This window comes from Limihaloglobus sulfuriphilus, assembly GCF_001999965.1.
GTDB classification, from domain to species: domain Bacteria; phylum Planctomycetota; class Phycisphaerae; order Sedimentisphaerales; family Sedimentisphaeraceae; genus Limihaloglobus; species Limihaloglobus sulfuriphilus.
The window spans coordinates 298,553-319,451 of sequence record NZ_CP019646.1 but is presented as its reverse complement, the minus strand read 5'-3'; the positions used below and the strand labels follow the sequence as shown (position 1 = coordinate 319,451).

12 protein-coding genes are annotated in these 20,899 nt (G+C 48.8%); 9 read left to right on the top strand and 3 right to left on the bottom strand.

Annotation, left to right across the window (positions count from 1 at the left end; all coding sequences use genetic code 11):
- The first annotated feature begins 95 nt into the window (after positions 1-95).
- From SMSP2_RS01175 to SMSP2_RS01155, 5 genes are all read left to right on the top strand, one after another.
- Positions 96-1,844, top strand: a complete 1,749-nt coding sequence (locus SMSP2_RS01175) for a discoidin domain-containing protein (RefSeq protein WP_146682203.1) — start codon at positions 96-98, stop codon at positions 1,842-1,844.
- Positions 1,845-1,974: 130 nt separating this feature from the next.
- A complete protein-coding gene (locus tag SMSP2_RS01170) occupies positions 1,975-3,417 on the top strand; it encodes an AGE family epimerase/isomerase (RefSeq protein WP_146682202.1) in 1,443 nt (480 codons plus the stop codon).
- Positions 3,418-3,515: 98 nt separating this feature from the next.
- Positions 3,516-6,272 (top strand): motility-associated ABC transporter substrate-binding family protein, encoded by a 2,757-nt coding sequence (locus tag SMSP2_RS01165; protein WP_146682201.1) that lies wholly within the window; start codon positions 3,516-3,518, stop codon positions 6,270-6,272.
- Between the two features lie 33 nt (positions 6,273-6,305).
- Positions 6,306-7,472, top strand: a complete 1,167-nt coding sequence (locus SMSP2_RS01160) for a uroporphyrinogen decarboxylase family protein (protein ID WP_146682200.1) — start codon at positions 6,306-6,308, stop codon at positions 7,470-7,472.
- 37 nt (positions 7,473-7,509) lie between these two features.
- Positions 7,510-9,246 (top strand): sodium:solute symporter family transporter, encoded by a 1,737-nt coding sequence (locus SMSP2_RS01155; RefSeq protein ID WP_146682199.1) that lies wholly within the window; start codon positions 7,510-7,512, stop codon positions 9,244-9,246.
- 17 nt (positions 9,247-9,263) lie between these two features.
- Here the strand turns inward: SMSP2_RS01155 and SMSP2_RS01150 are convergent, their stop codons facing one another.
- Both SMSP2_RS01150 and SMSP2_RS01145 read right to left on the bottom strand, forming a co-directional pair.
- On the bottom strand, positions 9,264-11,294 hold the full coding sequence (locus tag SMSP2_RS01150; RefSeq protein WP_146682198.1) for a sodium:solute symporter family transporter: 2,031 nt from the start codon (positions 11,292-11,294) through the stop codon (positions 9,264-9,266).
- A gap of 45 nt (positions 11,295-11,339) precedes the next feature.
- Positions 11,340-13,205, bottom strand: a complete 1,866-nt coding sequence (locus tag SMSP2_RS01145) for a GxGYxYP domain-containing protein (RefSeq protein WP_146682197.1) — start codon at positions 13,203-13,205, stop codon at positions 11,340-11,342.
- A 335-nt stretch (positions 13,206-13,540) separates the two neighbouring features.
- On the opposite strand from SMSP2_RS01145, the gene SMSP2_RS01140 reads away from it, so the two are divergent.
- From SMSP2_RS01140 to SMSP2_RS01125, 4 genes are all read left to right on the top strand, one after another.
- Positions 13,541-14,719, top strand: coding sequence for a substrate-binding domain-containing protein (locus tag SMSP2_RS01140; protein ID WP_146682196.1), 1,179 nt, complete (start codon positions 13,541-13,543; stop codon positions 14,717-14,719).
- A gap of 48 nt (positions 14,720-14,767) precedes the next feature.
- On the top strand, positions 14,768-17,080 hold the full coding sequence (locus tag SMSP2_RS01135; RefSeq protein WP_146682195.1) for a hypothetical protein: 2,313 nt from the start codon (positions 14,768-14,770) through the stop codon (positions 17,078-17,080).
- Positions 17,081-17,156: 76 nt separating this feature from the next.
- Positions 17,157-18,047 (top strand): type II secretion system protein, encoded by an 891-nt coding sequence (locus SMSP2_RS01130; RefSeq protein ID WP_146682194.1) that lies wholly within the window; start codon positions 17,157-17,159, stop codon positions 18,045-18,047.
- 118 nt (positions 18,048-18,165) lie between these two features.
- Positions 18,166-20,073, top strand: coding sequence for a sulfatase family protein (locus SMSP2_RS01125; protein WP_146682193.1), 1,908 nt, complete (start codon positions 18,166-18,168; stop codon positions 20,071-20,073).
- Between the two features lie 6 nt (positions 20,074-20,079).
- On the opposite strand, the gene SMSP2_RS01120 is transcribed toward SMSP2_RS01125, so the two are convergent.
- Complete coding sequence (locus SMSP2_RS01120) at positions 20,080-20,877, bottom strand: glycerophosphodiester phosphodiesterase (protein WP_146682192.1); 798 nt, start codon at positions 20,875-20,877, stop codon at positions 20,080-20,082.
- Positions 20,878-20,899: the final 22 nt, after the last annotated feature.

Sequence of the window (20,899 nt, the reverse complement as noted above, 5' to 3'; positions counted from 1 at the left end):
TAAGAAAGGAGGCATGGCTTAGGAATACTTCTTTACGGTGTTGTTATACATAGTTTAAGTAAAAAAATTAAATTTATCTTAATAAGGAGTTCAAAATGAAAAAAACATTGTTTTTAATTTCAATTTTTTTGATTTCAGGTGTTATTTCGGCTGTTGAAATTCAGGACGTAGTTGTCTGGGATTACTCAAGTTATTATTACGGCTCACGTTACGACTTCTATCCGGATTACGTCGTCAACGGCTACGGTCTTGACACTGAAACAGGATTCCACACTGGAGACCGCTGGGAATACGCCTACTGGATGAATGGAATAGGAACAAAGGTCGTTAACGGCGATCAGTTTATAGAATTCAAGCTCGGACCGATTCCATACTATCTCACAGATATACATATTTGGAACTTCAACAGAAACGGTTATACCAGCAGAGGCACTCAGGAGATGGAGATTCTGGTTCGTAACGGAGGCTCCTATACCAGCCTGGGCGTGTTTACCCTTGGACGCGGAACAGGTCAGGACGACTACCCCGGCGAGACAATCCCGATATCACATACAGAGCCCGTAACTTATGTTAAATTTGTACCTCTTACAACTTACGGCGATGCCAGTTACGCAGGCCTTTCTGAAGTAAAGTTCTACGGCAACGGCACAAGCAATGAACCGCCGTACGTCTTTGCAGGCAAACCTCAACAGTTGAAGGGGTTAAATGCTACACTCAAAGGAGCTGTAACAGATGACGGCGGCACGCCGAGCATCAGCTGGAGCAAAATCAGCGGCCCCGGAAATGTAACCTTTACCGACTCCTCAGACCCTGCTACGGAAGTAACTTTCAGCGATTACGGACTCTACGAGCTGGAGCTCAGCGCTGATGATTCCAGCTATGAGGTTTACCAGTTCACAACGGTAAGATGTATCCCCGAATGGTGGAAAGAAATCGATGAGGTGACAGTTGACAGCTCTACAACCGCATACAGTCAGTATTATGAGGCAGAAAATGTCATCAACGGAAACGGTCTCTACGATACCGGTTACCACACAGCGGCGTCTTACGATTACCACTGGTGCAGCGCAGATTCACCTTCAAGTGCAGAAATAGTTTTTGCTTTGGAGACCACTACAAGCTTAAACGGCGTGCGCATCTGGAATTTCAACCACAGCTATGGCGGTTATCTGGAAAACTGCGCCATTTCGAACTTTGAAATCAGCGTCTCAAACGACAAGGCTAACTGGGAGAGCCTCGGAACTTTCAGCCTGGATAACCCCCTGGACTGGCCGTGGGATACATCAAAAATCATCCCCCTCTCACCCACACAGAGTTATCAGTATATAAAGTTTGACAGCTTCAGCAGTTTCAGCTCGACAAATGTGGCTTTCTCCGAGGTGCGTTTCTCCGGAACGCCGGACAACACTTCACCGACAGTTGACGCGGGAGAAGACCTTGACACCTGGCTTGCTCCAGATGAAGCTGTTGCGGCGATTGATATTACGGCAGCAGATGACGGCGAGCCGACGCCTCCCGGAGAGCTTGCTTACACCTGGACTAAAGTTTCTGGTCCCGAAGGGTACAGCTTTGATTCGGATTCTATCGAAGACCCAACTGTAACTTTCACCGAAGCAGGCGAATACGAGTTCCAGGTTGAGGTTACTGATTCTGAATTTATTGTAACAGACAATGTTATAGTAACGGTTTATATCAACGGATGTGAACACGCCAAGGCTCAGCCGGAATACGTTCCACTGCCCGGCGATGCCGATGCTAACTGTAAGGTTAATCTCGCAGATTTCAGCCTGGTGGCAGCCGGCTGGCTGGAGTGCAACTCTTCTGACCCAAATGAATGTTTTTAATCAGATTTTAGAATTGCAGTCAAAAATGACTGTTTTCTAACCAGATAAGTTTTAACAGAGGGCCGGACTTCTAAAGGTCCGGCCCTTATTTGAAGAACAGATTTAAAAGGGAAAACAACAGGGTTATCATTTGAATCTTTTAACAAAAAATTCTGTTAACAAGCGTGAATCACTCCTGCGTTATTACGGCATCACTCTGGGGCAAAAACCTTCGATTGAAGATTACAACGCGGCAGCAGGTGACTACAAGGCCATAATGCTTTCAAATCTTTTATTTATAATAGAACGATTCGAGCGCAATAAGAGCTACCCCTGGATAGACACAAAATACAATCTGATTACCGGCTCTGATGCCGATGAAAGCGACCCTTTCTGCGGAAAAAACGCCGTTTACTCATGGATTCAGGGCAGAGCGTTAGAAAGCCTGAGTATTCTGGCCGACTGGATTAAAAATAATTGTGATGACCCTGACTGCGGCAGCCTTGCTCAAAGGACTGACAAAGTTCTTAAAACTGTTCTTGAGAGCGTACTGGCTGCCAGAGAGAAAAACTGCGGCCACATGTTTTTTTGTATCTCACCCTCGGGCAGGGCTTGTTTTGTTGAGCCAAAGGGCAGCGTCAGAGAAGTAAAACTCGATGAAGACTCCCCTTACAATTTCAGCGACCTTTTCTGCAGCAAGGGGATATACGCCGCGGCCTGCTACCTTAACGACAGGAAACTCATGAGAACCGGACGCGAGTATATTTCACGGGTAGAGCATGCTATCTGGAACGGCAGCTTCAGGACAGACCAGCCGCAAACCGACCCGTTGAACCCAGTAGGAAATAAAAACGGCAGAAACGGCTACAGCCATTTTATGATTCAAATCGGCGCGATATGCCTGCTGATGAAAAACGAGCCGGACATCGAAACAGCCGACCGGGCTCTTAAACTGATAGACTATATCCTGGAAAATTATGTAAACTGCACAAAGCAGTTCAAAGAGCTTGAGCAGTACGATTTCTGCGAATATATCGACAACAGCGGCAAGCCCTATAAGCAGGATGAGCATATTCTATGCGACGTGGGGCATGTCCTGGAGTTTGTCGGACTTACGCTGAAATTCGCGGCATTGTGCAGGTGTTTTAATGGCATAACGCAGCAGCAGCTCTCCCACATCAGGGAAATAGAAATGCTGGTCCCAAAAATATTTGTTCACCATTTCAATCTCGGCTTTAACACTCAAGCAGGCGGTATATATAAACTTTTTGACCTTCGCAGCCGCAGCGCATATAATCCGACGATGCCCTGGTGGTCACTGCCTGAAACGATCAGAGCAGCTCTTTTATGTATGAATCTGCCCGCAGGAAACAATCTTGGAGATGAGCTGGAAAACATATTTATAAAATCCCATAACGCTTTCATAAATAATTATATAAACAGCAGCAAGAACCTGCTGGCTTACCAGACGATCGACGAAAATGCCTTGCCGGTAAATGTGATACCCGCTGTGCCGGATCTTGACCCAAACTACCATACGGGATTAAGCCTGCTGGAGAGTATCGGGCTGATCACTAAGCCGGCCGGCAAATAAGATTAGAGAAGCAATAAATTCACCGAATATATGCAAGAATGGTATTTGTACAGACCTGAAAAACCAATTACAAACAGTTATTTTAAATGGAGTTATTGATGTATCTTAAAAATTTCTTCAAAGCCAGAATTTCAGCGTATTTTTTTGTATTAATCGCAGCCGCCGCCAGTCTTCCGGCAATTTCAAATGAAGCTGCGGCGAAAGACGAAAAAACAATTGCCCTTTACTGCTCACAGGCTAAAGACTCAAAACCTCTGGCAGACCTGCTTGCTCAGGACGGTACGGACGTAAAAATCCTTGAGCCCGCAGAGCTGGAGGAAATAGACAAGATTGATGCATCATTGCTCGTTATCGGCCCGGAGACAGTTTTCCCTCCGCAGGCCAGAATCGCTCTTGACAAATACCTCTCGGGGCCAAACAGCCTTGTGTTATTATCACCCGGGGCATTTGATTATTCCCGAAAAAGCGTCCAGCCGGTGCAGATCGCGGATTTCGCCAAAAAAACTTGGTCTCTTATCAAACCAGACGATTCAGAGCTCAAAGACATCGACAAAATTCAGCAGCTCAATATAAAAACATGCGGCAATGAAGATGCAGTCTGGCTGATCACGCCGGATTTGGCTATGGGCGATATTTTTGTCGATATCCCTCTAAGCCGTTATCATAACCGTCATCGGACAGTGTTAAACTTCCAGGCCAGAGGCGACTACGAGGTGGACATCCTGACGCTCAAGATTATTGACAACAACGGTGACGAGTGGTATCGTTTTGTCGAGCTTGGCAGAGACTGGCGGGACTACACCGTATCGGTATTTGACTTTATGCCGCAAAAGAGCCGAAAAGCCGCGGCCCCGCTCGACCCGTCAAATCTCAAGAGCCTGCAAATCGGCCTGGACGTGTCAAATCTCTGGCGGGACAAGCCGGGCAGTTTTGCACTGGGACCGGTTTATCTTGGAAGAGCCTCGCGGTTTGAAAACGTCGCATCATCAGATCTGCGTAAATGGAAAATCCCTCTCGAACAGGCTTCTGCACAATACCCCCAATGGGTTGTAAGCCCCTTCCTTGACGCAGTAAAGTTTGACGATGCCGCCCGGGTTGAACCTGCGCTTGGACAGAATATTTATAACGGCCAGTGTGATTTCAGCTATACCGGTCTGCATGAGATACCCCCCTATCTGCGAAACGACAAGAGCACAACCAGCCTTGGCACTGATAAAGGCCTCTACGAGACATTGCACAATTCTAATATCAGACGGATTCCCATTCTCAACGCAGTTGACAATAACGGCAGAATCATGGGACCTGCGGCAGAAATCCGTGTCCATATCGAGGGCCCCCGCAAACGAGCCGGCTTTGGCCTCTTCGGCATAGAAGGCGCGGATTATTCAGCAGACTCGGTTATGGGAAAGATACTAAAGCAAACGTGCGACTTCCTGCTTTATAAACCCAAAATACGAAAGATAACTCTGTTCACCTCTGAGTTTGACCAGGATCCGGAAAATCTGCTTTGCCAGGTGTCTCTGGACAACCCGCTTAACTCACAAGTCAAAGGAAGTTTGAGCCTCATCGCCGGCGGAAATCAGATCAATGTCAGCCGCGAGATTGAGATAGGCCCCGACCAGACACAGGAGTGTGTTCTGGAGCTGGGTGAAATCGGCAGAGATTTCCCGCTGCTCGATTTTGACTGGAAAGTAACGGTCAAAACAGACAGAGGCGTTGATATCTTAGAAGACAGGGTAAGTATTGAAAAGTCTCTGATCAAGGTCGGCAAAAACATGCTTGATCTTCGCACAACACACAGGGACAAACGTATCAGCAACCACTTCTTTATCGACCTTTACGGGGCACGGGCAATGCTTCAGCTGGGCAAATACCTCCAGCAGAACAAAGACGCCCTGCAGCGTAATCAGGATGTTCTCGGGGACACCAGGCCTCAAGATTTTATCCGCGCGGCAGAGGAGTTATCAGACATGATCTGCTCCGTTCAGGACCCAGACGGCTCTATACCACTGGGATACAGCGAAATGAGAAAAATCCGCTGGGTGGCTGACAACGGCTCTGTCGCTTTGGGGCTGGCACAGATGGCTCTGGAATTTGAGCCTGAGCTGGCGGAGAGATGTATGCGTGCGGCTAAAAATTACGTGGACTGGCGGCACACATTCTATATTAGCCCCGAAAAATCCAAAATGCTCCAGGAAAAATTCGGCAAAGACAAATGGACCCGCCCCGGCAACTACGGCTTTGGGTATATGACCAGCAACTGGGATACCAAAGAACAATGGCACGAAAGAAAACGCGAAGAAAGAGGCCCTGATTACGTCCTTGGTATATGTATCGGCGTTATGGGGGCTCTGGACGTTCTGGAGGACTGCCCGTATTACCATGATATAGCCGTGCGGGATACTAAGCACTTTATCGACGGCGATTACTCAACCGCAAGCTATTTTCAGGCGGAGGGAATCTTCTGGATGTACTACACCCTCAAGGATCAAGGCCTTAAAGATGCAATCAAAGAACGTCTGGAAACATCATTTCTGCCTTCTGTGATCAACGGCAAGAAGTATCAGTGGTTTTCTCACGGCTCAAGGGGATCTCTGCTCTGGCTGACCCTTGCTTACTACTACAATTTCATGGATGATACACCGGCAGTTCGGGCATCTCTTCTAAAGGCGATATGGGAGCACTGCTCCGATTCTCTGGGTATGTCCATGGACTCGGTTGCGCAGCGGTTCTCTCATTCAAGCCACGGAAACTCTGTTTCAGCCTCAAAATACGCCGGTTCGTGCAGCTCGATATGGCTTATGGAAATGCTTGAGCCCGGCTCGACCCTGCTCGAAGGCTTCCCGGTTGAATAGAAAAAACTTTAAAATTTTGGAAACATTGACATCATGAATAAAAGACAATGGATACAGGAAATTCTAGCAGGCAATAAGGATGCCCCCCTGCCGCAGCACTGGATGTCCTTTTTCAACGGAAATCTTGCCAGAGAGCTTACACCCCAAAGCTGTCATTACAAACCCATGTGGCTCTATAATGCGCCGAAGGATTTTGACAGCTCTGCTATGGGTGAGGCCCAGCTGGACAAAATGATTTCATTTAACAACTATACCGGCAGATGCCTGGCATGTTTAGGCAAATTCGCCAACATATCCTTCGGCCACGGCGGGCCCGGCGAATTCATGCTTCGCCTTGTCAGCCGAAAGGAAAACGAAATTATTGCCGAGTATGAAACAGGCGTCCTGGTTAAGGCCCAGCTCAAGCCTCACTTCACTCACGCTTACAATCATCCGGTTAAAACCATACAAGATATTGAGATGCTTGAGCTGCCCGACCCTGCCGCACCGCAGCGGTACGAAGGACTCAAAAAGGACATCGAATATCTTGTCTCACGCGGCGAATATACGACAGTCTCGCTCAACGGGTTTTTCTCCGGCCTCCATTATTTCCTGATGGATTACGAAGTTACCCTGATGGCTCTGGCAATCGAACCTGAGCTTATAAACGCGGCACTGGATAAGCTGGGAAACTGGAACCTAAAGGCCGCTGAGATGATAATAAATGCCGGCGCCGACAGTATTGCATTATGCGATGACCTGGGCTCAAAGCAAACCCTGCTTCTTTCTCCGGATTATTACAGAAAATTCTTCAAACCATGGCACAGCAGACTCTGCGACCTGGCCCACAGCCGGGGAGCGACCGTTCACCTGCACAGCCACGGTGCCATCACTCCCCTTCTTGACGATCTGGTGGAATGCGGATTTGATTTCGTAAACCCCTTTGATCCGGAAGAGGGTTTTGATATAGAAAAAATCTTAGACCGCTACGGAGACAGTTTCGTTGTAACCGGCGGATTCCCCGCAAGTTTCTGGGACTGGCCATTCCAGCGGCAGAGAGAGCACTTGGAGTATCTAACCGGCGCAGGGCGTAAAAAAGGGCGTCTTATGCTTATGGATTCGGGCGGAATCCCGGAAAATGTCACAAAAGAGCAATTTGATAAAATTCTTGAAACAAGCGCAGAGCTGCGAGGCGTAAGGAATTTCCCCGGCTGCGTTTAATTTTTAATTTATACCACTTAACATGGGAGTTTAATTAATGTTTTTATTGGCTGCAAGAGAATTGAAGAACCCTGATTATTTTATTATTATCACCTACTTCCTTATAATGGTCGCCATAGGTCTGTATTTTTACAGGCGTATGCGGGTGATGAAGGATTTTTTCAGCGGCTCAAACAACATAACATGGTGGCTCAGCGGCGTTTCGTTCTACATGAGCTGTTTCAGCGCGTTTGGCTTTGTGGTTTACTCTGCCCTGGCATATGAGTACGGCTGGCTGCCCATTACCCTGTTCTGGACATACATACCGGCAGCGCTTCTGGGCGGACTCTTCTTTGGCATAAGATGGAGAAGAGCACGTCTGGACAGCCCTGTTGAATATCTCGAGACCAGATTCGGGGCGACACTTCGCCAGTTTTCCGCATGGCAGGGCTTGCCGGTAAAAATCATTGATGATGCGCTCAAAATCGTGGCAATCGGAATTTTCCTATCCTCTACGCTTGGCCTGCCGCTCAAACAGAGCATGATCTGGTCGGCTGTTGTTATACTCCTCTACACTTTCATGGGCGGCTTATGGGCGGTAACAACAACGGACTTTATACAGTTCATAGTCATGCTCGCAGCGATCTTGCTGCTTTTCCCTTTATCGCTTCACCAGGTCGGCGGCGTAAGGGAGTTTTTTCAGAACTCACCGGAAGGCTTTTTCCGCTTGACCGGCGGCGATTATAACCTGTTTTACATCGGGTGTATGATATTTATGTACAGCCTTTCTATGTCAAGTGTGCACTGGCAGCTGATACAGCGTTACACCTGTGTGCCTACAGAGAGGGATGTCCGCAAGGTCAGCTACATGGTCGTTGCCCTTTGCCTGATAACGCCGATTATCATGTATGTTCCCGCGATGGCGGCAAGGCAGTTTCTGCCCGCCGATACAATGCCAAAAGAGGTCTATCCGCTTCTATGCCTTCAGCTGCTGCCGACAGGGCTTCTGGGGCTGACTATCGCGGCGATGCTGGCGGCGACGATGTCAATGCTCAGCAGCGATTACAACGTGGTCGCAAATGTTATGACAAACGATGTTTACAGAAGATTCTTACGCCCCGGCGCCTCCCAGAGAGAGCTGCTGACTGCCGGGCGTATCGCTACTCTGATTACCGGCCTGCTGGCATTGGGAGTGGCACTGCTGATGGTTGAGGCCGGCGGCGAAGACCTCTTCAAGAACATGGTACAGCTTTTCAGCGTATTTACCGCCCCAATAGCGTTCCCGATGATTCTGGGCATATTGACAAAGAAAATCACCAACAAAGGCTCCCTGTACGGATACCTGGCAGGCATCACAACAGGCCTTATACTTTTCTTCGCTTTGCCTAAGTCCGTGCAATTATTCGGTTGGGAAATACAAAAAGAAAACGTCATTCTTATATCAACATCCTCCGCGACAGTCCTGGTTATGATTATAACCAGTCTCCTGACAGCCCACAGCCCAAAAGTAAAGCAGCGCGTTGATGAATTTTTCGAGCGTCTCGAGCTGCCTTTAGGCAAACTTCCCGGCGAGGAGAACCTGAATTTAACAGACACTTCAGATTCTGCCATATCACCTTTCCGTGTTGTAGGCGTTGCCGTTGCCGCCATAGGTGTAATGATGCTGGCAATACTGCCGTGGATCGAAAACGCCTATGCGTTAAAGATGAACATCTTCGTCGGCGGCGCATTGCTGATAGCAGGTATTGTCATGTTTAAAGCATCTATGAAGAAAACTGCCCAAAGCACGGATTAGCGGCACGGATTTTCGAATCAGGCTTTAGCCTCCGGCTCGAGCTCAACCGGATAATCCATCTTGTCAAGTTTGCTGTACCAGACCACGTAGAGTATTACGGCTGATACGGCAAATATGCTCAAAGTTATAAACATCTGCCGCGACTGCTTTAGCACGAACTGCATCAGGAGTATAAAGAACGTAACCTGACAGAGCATGGCAAACGGAACCGCAATCAGATCCCTGCGGTGCTCGGCCTCCATGTTGAGCCTGCATTCAGCTTTGAGGCGTGATTTGAGCGGGCCCCATAAACCGAATGGACGTGTTTTAATATAGTAATTCTCGAGTATATGCGTCTTTGTCGGCCGTGTCAGCAGGGCCGCGGCAACAGAGATAAACAGCACGGCAAAGAACAGGACAAAGAACTGCGTACGTTCATCCGAGAGGAACACAAAAAACGGCATCTCGGCTACCGCATCACCAAAGCCGCCGGTAGTTGCCAGCCTTGTAACCGCCGCCAGAATCATGCCCGCCAGCATTCCGATATTGAAGCCGGCAGTATTGAAACGCCACCAGTAGAACTTCAGGATACCAGGAACCATAAGGCCCGTTCCCAGGCCCATCACGAGGAATCCCCAGATGTCGTTTACGCTTTCCAGTGAGAAGGCAAAGAGGAAACTCACCAGCACAAGAGCGAAGATGAATATGTAGCTTGCCATGATCAGCTCTTTGTGAGAGGCTTTGGGCCGGACAACAAACTGATACAGATCACGCGTAAAAAAGCCCGTCGCCGTATTAACCGCCGAGTCGAACGATGACATGATAGAGGCGATAAGAGCGACCATGATTATCCCCCTGAATCCAACCGGTATGCTCTGAAGCAGAACTACCGGCATTATAGCCTCGGGGTTGACATTGCCGTGAAAATCAATCAGCCGCATTTTTGTCTGCCAGTTATCTCCAAGAACCTCCTGGAGGCTGGGCACTATCGCGGCATACTTATCACTTTGGGGGAAACTGGCGATAGAATTCACCAGATCATTCCAGCCGGTGGCCCTGACCTGCGGGAAAGCATCCTTTACAATCTCGCCGGCAGTTGCAAGAACACCCTGGTCTGGAAGTATATTTGATATGAGGATAATCCCCAGTACGGTAAAGGCTATCATAATAACCCAGCGGATACCAAGGGTAAGCCCCCAGAGTATGCTCAGCTGGCTGCATTCCTTGTCGCTTCTTGCGGCGAAGTATTTCGGGTCAGCACCGGAAGCTGAGCCGAAGAGAATATTCTGCAAAAGACATATCACCGCAAACCAGAACAGGTACTGGTATGTTTCGTAACCTTTGGGCAGGTTCGTAAAATATGACGGGACGCTGCTCATCCAGTCCTGATTGCCCGAAACAGAAGCCGCCAGGTTACCGAATTCTTCTGCGCTGCCTGTCAGCCGCATTGTGTATATGCACACTCCAATGGTGCCGACAAAAAACAGCACCGACTGCAAAACGTCCGTTACAACAACGCCGTAAAAACCGGAAAATATCGTATATATCGTCACTACGCCGATAAACAGCAGCGAACATTGCCAGGGCGTCAGCGGTATAAACATCGCCATAAAGATTCCCAGCCCCTTGATGAACATCGCCAGCATCGCCACCGTGCTCAGAATCACCGCCAGCACGCTTACCAGCCGTGTCGTCGCAGCGCCCATACTGTCACCGAAACGGAACTTCATATATTCGGCTCCGGTAATACAGCCGCTTCGACGGTGCCACTTACCCGTCCAGATCATCATAAATATCAGAATCAGCCCTGCCCCGCCGCGAAACTCGACATATATGCCGCGAGGCCCGAGCAGATACAGAAATGCCACAATAACCATAGAGCCGGTAAGGCTGATCCATGATGCCATACCGGAACATCCCAGCAGCCACCAGGGCAGACGCCGCCCGCCGAGGAAATAATCCTCAAGGCTCTCAGAGGCCTTTTCCTTAAGTAAAAAACCTATTCCAAGCAATACGATTCCGTAAGATGCTATGATGATGTAGTCGATAACGCTGAAATATCCGCCCATTTTGCTTCCTGAAAAAAAATTAGTTTATGTTCGTACTCTTGAAATTTACTTCCCGCGGCCGATTGCGTTTATGGCTTTTTCTGTGTCTGCCGGATTTCGTTCCATTCTAAGCCGCCATAAAAGCTCCTCGGGGGTAATTACCTTAATATCCTCGTCAAGTCTATCTACGCACCAGCCGGTTGGGGTCACGGCGGCCTGGGTTCCCGGCGCCATAAACTGGTCATTCTCGGCCTTTTCGTCATTACCCTCGATCTTCTTGAAGCCCGACCAGGTATGCGTCATGCCCCACTCAAGGTATCTCTGACCGCTGCTCTGCGCCTTTGCCGCGTCTTCGTTTATCATGCGGGCAACCGCCGCGGGCGTACCGGCCTTTGCCATGTTGGTATTGGCCCAGATCAGATATTCACAGGAAATCACCGGAATATCAACGCCTTTGGAGTTTTTCACCCAGTAAACGCCGCCGTCCTGGGGATTATAAGGCATGTACTGAATGACAAACATGCCGGCAAGCTCTTCAATCTCCTCGGCGAATATCGTATATGCCTTGATCGCTCCGGGCGAATCCAAATCCCGGCACAGGAACATACAGGTTCTAAGCCCGTACTTGTTTATGTAATAGCCGACTCTGCGGGCGTGTTTGCGAAGAGCAGCCTCGGCTTCTTTATCGTCCAGATATTCACCAAAGATATCCGGCATATAATATCCGCCTGCGTGCAGGTTGATAGTAGCATTTCGCGGCTGAGTGTTATACAGCACCTCCATCACCTCCGGGCATACCTGGTCGAGATCCCCGTAAGGCATCCCCCAGCCGATCGGGTAATCACCGTGATTGGGGCTTGCCCAGTAATACTGATTATGCACAAAATCGCCCATCAGCCACTGCACATTATCGCCGTCACTCATGATAAACGAGACAGCCGGGCTCTTGTCGCTGTAGTCAACCGCTGAGGGGTCTATCGTATGAAAATTCAGCGGGACATCGTATTCCAGAGTGCCCGAGGATAGAACCGTCAGATTCATGCACCAGTTGCTCGGCAGCAGGATATGCCCATAGCGTGAAAGCTGCTCGACAAATTCGCCCTCTCCCGGGGCGTTCCAGCCCATTACACCGCCGGGTTTGTTCATCCAGGCGTAAATCGTTGGAGTAGGCTCTTCTATACCGAAAATCACCGGTACCTTATGAGCAATAGCCAGCGGCCTGTGGTGAGCGGTTATCGGATCCTGTGCAAACACGAAGTCCTTGTTCAGATGCGATTTATATTTATCGAACGCCCAGCCTTCGTCTTTGCCGCGTGCGTCAACGAGCATTTTCAGGCCCATAGCCTTTGCCTTCTCCTCGAGCTCTTCGGCGATCATAACGCCCTGCTCCACCGAGCAGGCAACTGTCGCGGCGTTGGCGGAGTGGTTCAGCCCCTTACGCAGAGATGGTATCTCGCCCTGTGTAAAATCATGCGTATAGAGAACATACCCCTTTACTATCCCTTTACCTTTAAAGTATTTAACGAGATTCCAGAGCTCTTTTTCGCCGGCGTCCTCAAAACCGATGCGTTTTTTGGATTCACGGAACCACATTTCATAATCCGGGCCGTGGCTCTCTATCTTGTGCTGTTTGATCCAGACCATCTCATTGCCGCGTCCCTCATTTACCGCCTGTGCGGCAAGTCCGGCAAGCGATGCGGCAAGCATATGCTCCTGGCCGAAACGAACATGAACTGTTTCACCTTTGGGGCTTTTGTAGGATTTCATGTCGTTGACATCGAGAACATGAACAATCTCGGGGGTTTTCGTTACAGGCCACCACCGCGACTCTTCTCTTGGAGAAGCCTCTGCCCTGCGGCTCATTGACGCCGAATAAATGTTAACAGCTGTAAAACTGATTAAAAGCAGCAAAAAAAGATTTCTTTTGAGCATTTGCGACTCCAGATTTAAAAATATTTCTTTAAAACAGAACTACTAAATTCATAACTCGTTTAAACACAGGCCTGAATAATAACATAAACCCATGCAGACCGAAATTTATTTGCAAAGAAATATAGCCGCAAAAAATTAAAATGCAAGCAAAATATGACAAAATCAGCCACATATATGTAAGAACATAATTTTAGCATATCTAACGGTTTAAACAACAGACATGCAACACTTATACAACATCTGCGATATAAGTGCAACATTTACACAAATTTTTCTTGACATTGATGCCGTTTATTTTTATATTTTAATAAGATTTTATTATTTAAGGTTGGTTAATGCAGGAAATTCAAAGAGTAAAATTACATTTCAAACGCAGCAGCGATTCGTCGGTACCGCTTTATGAGCAGATACGGAAGTACATACTTGCTTGTATTTCGAACGGTACGCTTGCCGCGGGCGACACCATACCCCGGATTACTGCTCTCTGCCGCGACTGGAACGTCAACTACCGCACTGCAAAGATAGCCTTTGAGCTGCTTGAACGTGACGGCGCAATAGAATGGGAAGCCAACAAGGGCGGCACAATATCAACCCCCCGGAAAATCATTCCTCTCAACGAAAATGAAATTTCCATCGCCTACCTGAGATTCCGTAACGACCCGTTCACTTCTTCGCTGACCAAAGGTTTTCTAAGGTTCTGTGAGGAACTGGAGTTAAACCACAGTATTATCGATGCAGGCAGCTCTCACAGCAAAATTTTTAATTCGCTCTCTCACCCGGGGGCAGGCATAAACGGCGTAGTCCTGGCACCTTTTGAGACACAAAGCTATGCCGCCGCTATCCAAAAAGCCATAAAAAACGGGCTCAAGGTTGTTTTCTTAGACAGATCGCTTGATGAAATAGACGTAAGTGTTGCCAGTGCAGACCATTATATGGCGGCTTATACGGCCTCGAGCAGACTGCTTGAGATACACGGCCGGCCGGCATACTACTTTGGCAACACTGATTCGCCAAGCTCCTGCCGCGACAGAGTCCGCGGCTGGAAAGAGGCAATGCGCGAATTCAACTTCCTAAACACCGACGATTACCTTTTCGGCCTGCCAATGCCCGAAGATGTAGAAGCGACAAACCAGGAGCTGGCGGCAATCCACGTGTATCAAAACGCTTTGATGCTGTTTCAAACCAGAGAGGCAGATATATACACTGTATTCGCGGAAAATGACTATATGGCACGCGGAATATATGCCGCGGCGGAAAAGATGGGACTCAGAATCGGCGAGGATGTCTTTGTTGCATCTTGCGACAATCAGCCTTTTGCATTGCGTCTGCCGGTGCCGCTCTCAACCGTGGACATGAACCAGAAAATGGTCGGCTACGAAGGCGCAAAACTGCTGTATGAGACTATAACCGGCTCGATTCCACATGCGATAAACAAAATAGTACCGGTTGAGTTTATAGAGAGAAAAAGCAGCAGCCCAAGCGGCACAGCCCAATTCGCTACTGCTTCTGCATAAGATATTAGATGTATTAAAGAATATTATTTTTAATGGAGATGCTTTATTATGAAAAAAATGTTATTAGCAATCATGCTTGGAGTTATGGTACTCTGCTCGTACGCTGTAACGTACGACACAACAAACCTTGTCACAAACGGTGATGCCGAAACGGGCACGTTTTCCGGCTGGTATCATGCTGCCTCGCCGTTTGCAACAGTAACAGACACTGACAGCGCCGGCGATGGGGCATACAGTTTCATGCTGGACACGACAGGCTCTGATTCTAACGCTAACTTAAGGATGGTACCTTTGGAGGCCGGACCGGAAGAGCCTTATCTGCTGAAATTTAAATACAAAACGCTGCCCGGCGCAATCCTGCCCAATGACAATTCGTTCGTGATGCTTTTCAGAAGCTACGAAAGTATTGACGGCGGGAATACGGTAAACTGGCAGGGGCAGACCGGTATGAACCTCGCCGCCACAGACGGTGAATGGGTCTCTGTTGAACTTGAGGTGGTAACTGAAGCATCTCCAACCGGCGCTATAGATATTATGTTCGCCCTCAACACTTTCGACGAAGGCTACGCCAACGGCATTGCACTGGTTGATGACGTTGAACTTTACAGAGGCTCCACCACGGTCTATGAAGAAACAAACATTCTCAAGAACGGCGACGCAGAATCAACGGTTGACTTCCAGTACTGGTTTAAAGCAGCAGCCCCGTTAGCAGTCATCAACAGGACAGACAGCGCCACATACGGCACAAGCTCCTTCGAGCTGGACAACACAACTAACGGATATGCACAGCCTGATCTTCGTTCGCAGCCTATTTCGGCAGAATCTGAAGAAAAATTCTACCTGAAATTCTACTATAAGACCACAGACGTTTATGACTTTTATGGGGAAGTTCCCGACACAGGCGCTTTTGCTGTGTGGTTCAGGAGTTTTGCATCCGACAACACATTCCTTGGCCAGTTCTATATGCCCCTTGAACCAACCGACAACGAATGGGCGCTGATAGAAACAGAGGTAGCCGCACAACCCGCCCAGGACGGCAAAGAAGTAGATTATTGCGATGTAAGATTTGTGCTAAACAATGTAAATCCGGTTGACGGCATTGTAAGAATCGACGAGATAGAGCTTTACCGCGAAAAGGGCGACGTGCTCGTATATGACAAGTCAAACAACCTGCTGACAAACGGAGAGGCTGAAAAAGGCACCTCGGATAACTGGCATCTGTTTAATAACGCCACTGTTGTCGAGACACCGGTCCAGGCGGGCAGTTATGCTTTCCAGGCGGACACGACAGGCGTTACAGAAATGACTCATAACTCGTTCACTGTAAATCCTGACGAAAAACTGCTGCTTGAGTGCTGGCTCAATTCTACAGATACAATGACCGCATCGAGCGTCAAATTGAGATTTTTCAACACTTCTGTTGATCCACAGGTTTTCCTCGGCGAAGAGTGGATCGGCTTTGACAATACCGGCGGTGAGTGGGTACTCTACTCCAACGAATACACAGTCCCGGCGGAGGCAACCGTTGCAGATGTATATATCCGTATTGACTCACCGTCTCTCTCTTATGTTGACACAGTTGGCGTTTACCGCCAGATAAGTCAGCTGGGGCCCTTCGAGCCTGCAGACATTTTAAGCATGTCTTCGGCATGGCTGAGCAATGACCTCCAGCCGCTTCTGTCCGACGTAGAAACTGATGACTTTGAATCGTACGCCTCACAGGGCGATATGGAAGTATGGTGGGGCCTGACAAGCGGCTCTTACCCAAGCAGAGGCACAAGCACTATAACACTGCTGACCAACCCGGCGGATGCCTATGAAGGCAATAATGCACTTAGATGGGAGTATGACAACAGCGGCGTCGAGACAGAATCCTGGACGGAATTCAACAGAATACTGGCTAACCCCGTTGATCTGAGCCAGTACAACGAAATGCGGATATGGGTAAACCGCCATATCGGCAACAGCCAGGAAAGACTGCTCTACCTGAAATTCTATCAGGAATCTATAGTAGAATCCAACATTCTCGCCGAGGCGCAACTTGACGTCTCCCAGGGTTCAACCTTTGAACCGATCGGCTGGAACCAGATTGTTATTCCGCTAAATAACGAAGACCTTATCTTCACTCGCGGCGCATCGAGTATGGAAGACCTGAGCAACGTTGTCGGATTCTTCTTCGGTGTTGTCGGCGATGAAAATACCGGCAAGGGCAGCGGCACGATTGATATCGACGATATCAGCTTTGTCAATACTGACCCCAACTGCGGCGGCAACCCGCCGGCTTGGGATCTTGACGGAAACTGTGCGGTTGATTTCGGTGATTTTGCCATAATGGCAGCGAACTGGCTTGCCGCTCAGTAAGTATAGTAAGTACAACGGGTGCGGCGGATTAACTGCCGCACCCATCAAATTTCAACATAATTTTATGGTATAAAACATGAAAAAGAAAGCATTTACACTAATTGAACTTCTCGTTGTTATCTCGATTATAGCAATGCTGATGGCGATCATGATGCCGGCACTGGCAAAGGTAAGAAGGATTGCCAAACAGACTATATGCGGCACGAGGATAAAACAGAATCTTTACGGCGCAAGTCTCGTAGCCAATGATAATAACGGCAGGCTGCCCAAGGGCGGTTTCCAGTTCGGTAATATCAATTTTGACGATGCGATCAGCATCCGTGCCGAAGAATATCTAAATCTCTGCGAATACACGGTCGGCATCGGAGGCTCAATAAACACTAATGTCAACATGGATCCAAGAGAGATGGCTCCAATTGCTCAAAAGGTGCTTACCAGCAAAGCCAGAGACAACTTTGTCTGTCCGGAGCTGGAAAAACAGGAATATGACCTTGGCGGCACAAACATAATCCGCGGCGTGACCAAATCAACAATGCCCTATATTGCACGTTACGGCGGTGCCGGCTGGAACACGCGTATCGGGTACTGCTATCTGGGCGGATTCGACAGCGACAAATGGAACTGGGACAATTACCCTGAGATGGCGGAAAAATGGCGTTCACCAATGACTATCGCCGACAGCGGAGATTCTGCGCTGGTTACAGACAGATACCGCTATGTGCCTAAACGCGGCGCTCTGGTTGTAGTACACGGAAAAACCGGATATGAACAATACCCCGAAAATGATTCCGACCCCAGAAATGTAATGAAGGAATACTCCTCCGCCAAAAGTAATGTCGGCAGGCTCGACGGCTCTGTTATTAACAAGGGGATAGGAAGCCTCAAACCTTATCATGTTACATGGGAGACAACTGAAAATTACAATGGGCCTTGGGACTATACCGGCCCTGACTACTATTTCTGGTAAAAGATATTAAACCCGGAAATGGAGTTTTTGGAGGTAAATTATGGACGTGATAAAAAAAACTAAGGCGTTTACGCTAGTTAGCCTCCTTAATTCTTAATTAAAACCGAAGGTTTCCATCATGCAGAAAAACAGACGAGATTTCCTCAAAGCGGCAGTCGGAACACTGGCCGCTTTTTCATTTACCGCCCAGACAATAGCTCAAGACCATAATAAACGCCCTAATATACTGATGGTAACCGCCGATGATATGAGCTTTGACACACTGGGCTGTTACGGCAACAAAACAGAGGATATCACCCCGAATCTCGACAGATTCGCAGGGCAGTCTGTGAAACTGGAAAACGGTTTTGTAACCGTTTCTGTCTGTCAACCCTGCCGCTCCAGCTGGATAACCGGCCGTCTGCCTCAGCATAACGGAACAACCGGCTTTAACCCGATAGCACCCGGCGTGCCGCGGCTTGGGCAGGTTATGAAACAGGGAGGATACTATACCGGCATAGTACTCAAGGTTCCGCATTTCGCGCCGGCAACAGAAGACGACTGGGACTACATCAACAACGACATGCCCGGCCACGGCCGCGAACCCAAAGAATTCGCTCCGATGCTGGAAGAGTTTCTAAATAAAGCCGACAAAAGCGGAAAACCGTTTTTCCTTATTATCAACATAACCGACCCGCACAGGCCGTTTGTCGGCAGCAGCCAGGAAAAGGCCAAATACGAAAAAAGACGCAAACCCGCTCCCAAACCGTCAAGAATATATAAAGCCGATGAGATAGCGGTTCCCGGCTATCTGCCCGATACACCGGGTATGCGCGGCGAGCTGGTGCAGTATTACAACACGGCGAAACGCTGCGACGACTCGTTCGGTGTTATAATGAAGACTTTCGATAAAACAGAATACAAAGATGACAGCGTTGTGATGTTTCTCTCCGACCACGGAGCCCCCCTGCCCTTCGCCAAAGGCAGCATCTACCGCCAGTCTGTGCAGACTCCGTGGATGATACGCTGGCCGGGCGTTACAAAGGCCGGCACCAGCAATGAGCGGCTGTTTGCAAACGGATACGATCTTATGCCGACGGTTCTGGATATGGCAGGAGTTCCCGCGCCGCCGCACATGGACGGAAAATCGTTTGCACCAGCTCTGAAAGGCAAAACATACGATGGGTTCGATACCGGCTACGGCGTTTTCTTCCGGGCGCATACGTTCCATTTCAACCAGCGGGCGATACATGAGAAGAAATGGAGCTATATCTACAACGAATGGGCGGCGTGGCAGTTCGGCGATGTTGATTTTATCGCCGACAACATGACGCCGGTGCTTTACCCTGCGGCAGAGACTGACCCGGAAGTAGCCCGCAGATACGAGTTTTACCTTAACCGAGCACCCGAAGAGCTTTATGATTACGAGAACGACCCGTGGAGTTTAGTGAATCTGGCATCAAACCCTAAGTACTATGACCAGCTCAAGATAATGCGTGAAAAGATGCTAAAAAGGCTAACCGACACAACCGACCCCGCGACCAATTCTTTCAGGCAGTTCATAAATGCCAATGCCAAGATGAAACCGGTCAGCGGCGAAAACCTGATCAAAAACCCTGGCTTTGATGACGGCGACAGGCACTGGAGCGGCTCCGGTGAAACCGCAGAAATAGTAACCGATGCTAAGACGGGCAACAAATACGCCCAAATCGTTGATATATCAAAAGATAAGAATAAAAACTGCGGCTGGGCAAGCAAAAAGGTACCCGTCAGGCCCGGCGCTTTTTACGCGGCGCGTGTTACGGTCAACGTCAACTGCGCCGACGGGGCTAATGTGTACCTGAGGTACTTCGACAAAGACGGTAAATACCTTGGACAGGGCTATACAAACCTGCCGATGAGGTGTTTTGCGCCGCGAATGGTAGAGATCGCCCCGATCAAGACGCCCAAAAACGCGGCTGCTCTGGATTTCTACGCCGCGACGGGTGGAAATGCCGCAGGTGTGTTCTGGATCGATGACGTTGAAGTCGTCGAGGTCGCAGGCTGAGCCGTGTCAGTTTTTCAGTAGAAGAGAAAGGTCTGCCGGTCTGTCCGTGGTGATACCGTCCACGCCGTACTGCCGCAGCCTCTGAGCGTCTTCAAAGTAGTTGACCGTCCAGACATAGACCTCCAAGCCCCGTGCATGGGCAAGGGCGACGAATTCTTCGTTCAATCCGCCGTAATTGACGTTTAAACCTTCAAATCCGGCGTGGAGGGCTGTGTCTATCAGAGATGTATCATAAGGCAGTATCTCGCCGGTTTCGCTGTCTTTTGACGCGCCGATGAGCCAGTAAGCCGGAATATCCGGGATCTGTTTTTTCACTTCATCAAGCACATCCTTGTTAAAGGCGATTACAACCAGCCTATCTCTGTTGGGGCTGTTGTTGAAAAGCTCTTTGAGATACGGAACGATTTGGGGCGAGCTTTTAACCTCAACAAAAAGTTTCCTGCCGGCGGGGATTGACGCGATGACATCCTCAAGCAGCGGAATCCTTTCATTTTTAAAATACCACGACTTATGTGACCCTACATCAAGTTTTGAGAGTTGTTCATAACTCGACTCGGTAACTACCAGTTTTTCGCCGGAGACGCGCTGAGTATCCCCGTCGTGAATTACAGCGATTTTGCCGTCCGAAGTGAGATAAACATCAACTTCAACAGCGTCCGCATCAACAATCCAACCGCTCTGCACCGATGCCATTGTATTTTCCGGCGCATAGCTTGAATTGCCCCTGTGAGCGATTATCATCGGACCGCTTTTACAGCCGCTGAATATAGAACAACACATTACCATAAGTAAAATAACTTTCATAATCAGTGCCTTTAAATAAACT

What these genes read in the sequence shown, in the direction of transcription:
- SMSP2_RS01160 (WP_146682200.1), top strand. Translation starts at nt 6,306, where the DNA reads ATGAATAAAAGACAATGGATACAGGAAATTCTAGCAGGCAATAAGGAT.
- SMSP2_RS01130 (WP_146682194.1), top strand. Translation starts at nt 17,157, where the DNA reads ATGAAAAAGAAAGCATTTACACTAATTGAACTTCTCGTTGTTATCTCG.
- SMSP2_RS01135 (WP_146682195.1), top strand. Translation starts at nt 14,768, where the DNA reads ATGAAAAAAATGTTATTAGCAATCATGCTTGGAGTTATGGTACTCTGC.
- SMSP2_RS01120 (WP_146682192.1), bottom strand. Translation starts at nt 20,877, where the DNA reads ATGAAAGTTATTTTACTTATGGTAATGTGTTGTTCTATATTCAGCGGC.
- SMSP2_RS01165 (WP_146682201.1), top strand. Translation starts at nt 3,516, where the DNA reads ATGTATCTTAAAAATTTCTTCAAAGCCAGAATTTCAGCGTATTTTTTT.
- SMSP2_RS01175 (WP_146682203.1), top strand. Translation starts at nt 96, where the DNA reads ATGAAAAAAACATTGTTTTTAATTTCAATTTTTTTGATTTCAGGTGTT.
- SMSP2_RS01140 (WP_146682196.1), top strand. Translation starts at nt 13,541, where the DNA reads ATGCAGGAAATTCAAAGAGTAAAATTACATTTCAAACGCAGCAGCGAT.
- SMSP2_RS01145 (WP_146682197.1), bottom strand. Translation starts at nt 13,205, where the DNA reads ATGCTCAAAAGAAATCTTTTTTTGCTGCTTTTAATCAGTTTTACAGCT.
- SMSP2_RS01150 (WP_146682198.1), bottom strand. Translation starts at nt 11,294, where the DNA reads ATGGGCGGATATTTCAGCGTTATCGACTACATCATCATAGCATCTTAC.
- SMSP2_RS01155 (WP_146682199.1), top strand. Translation starts at nt 7,510, where the DNA reads ATGTTTTTATTGGCTGCAAGAGAATTGAAGAACCCTGATTATTTTATT.
- SMSP2_RS01125 (WP_146682193.1), top strand. Translation starts at nt 18,166, where the DNA reads ATGCAGAAAAACAGACGAGATTTCCTCAAAGCGGCAGTCGGAACACTG.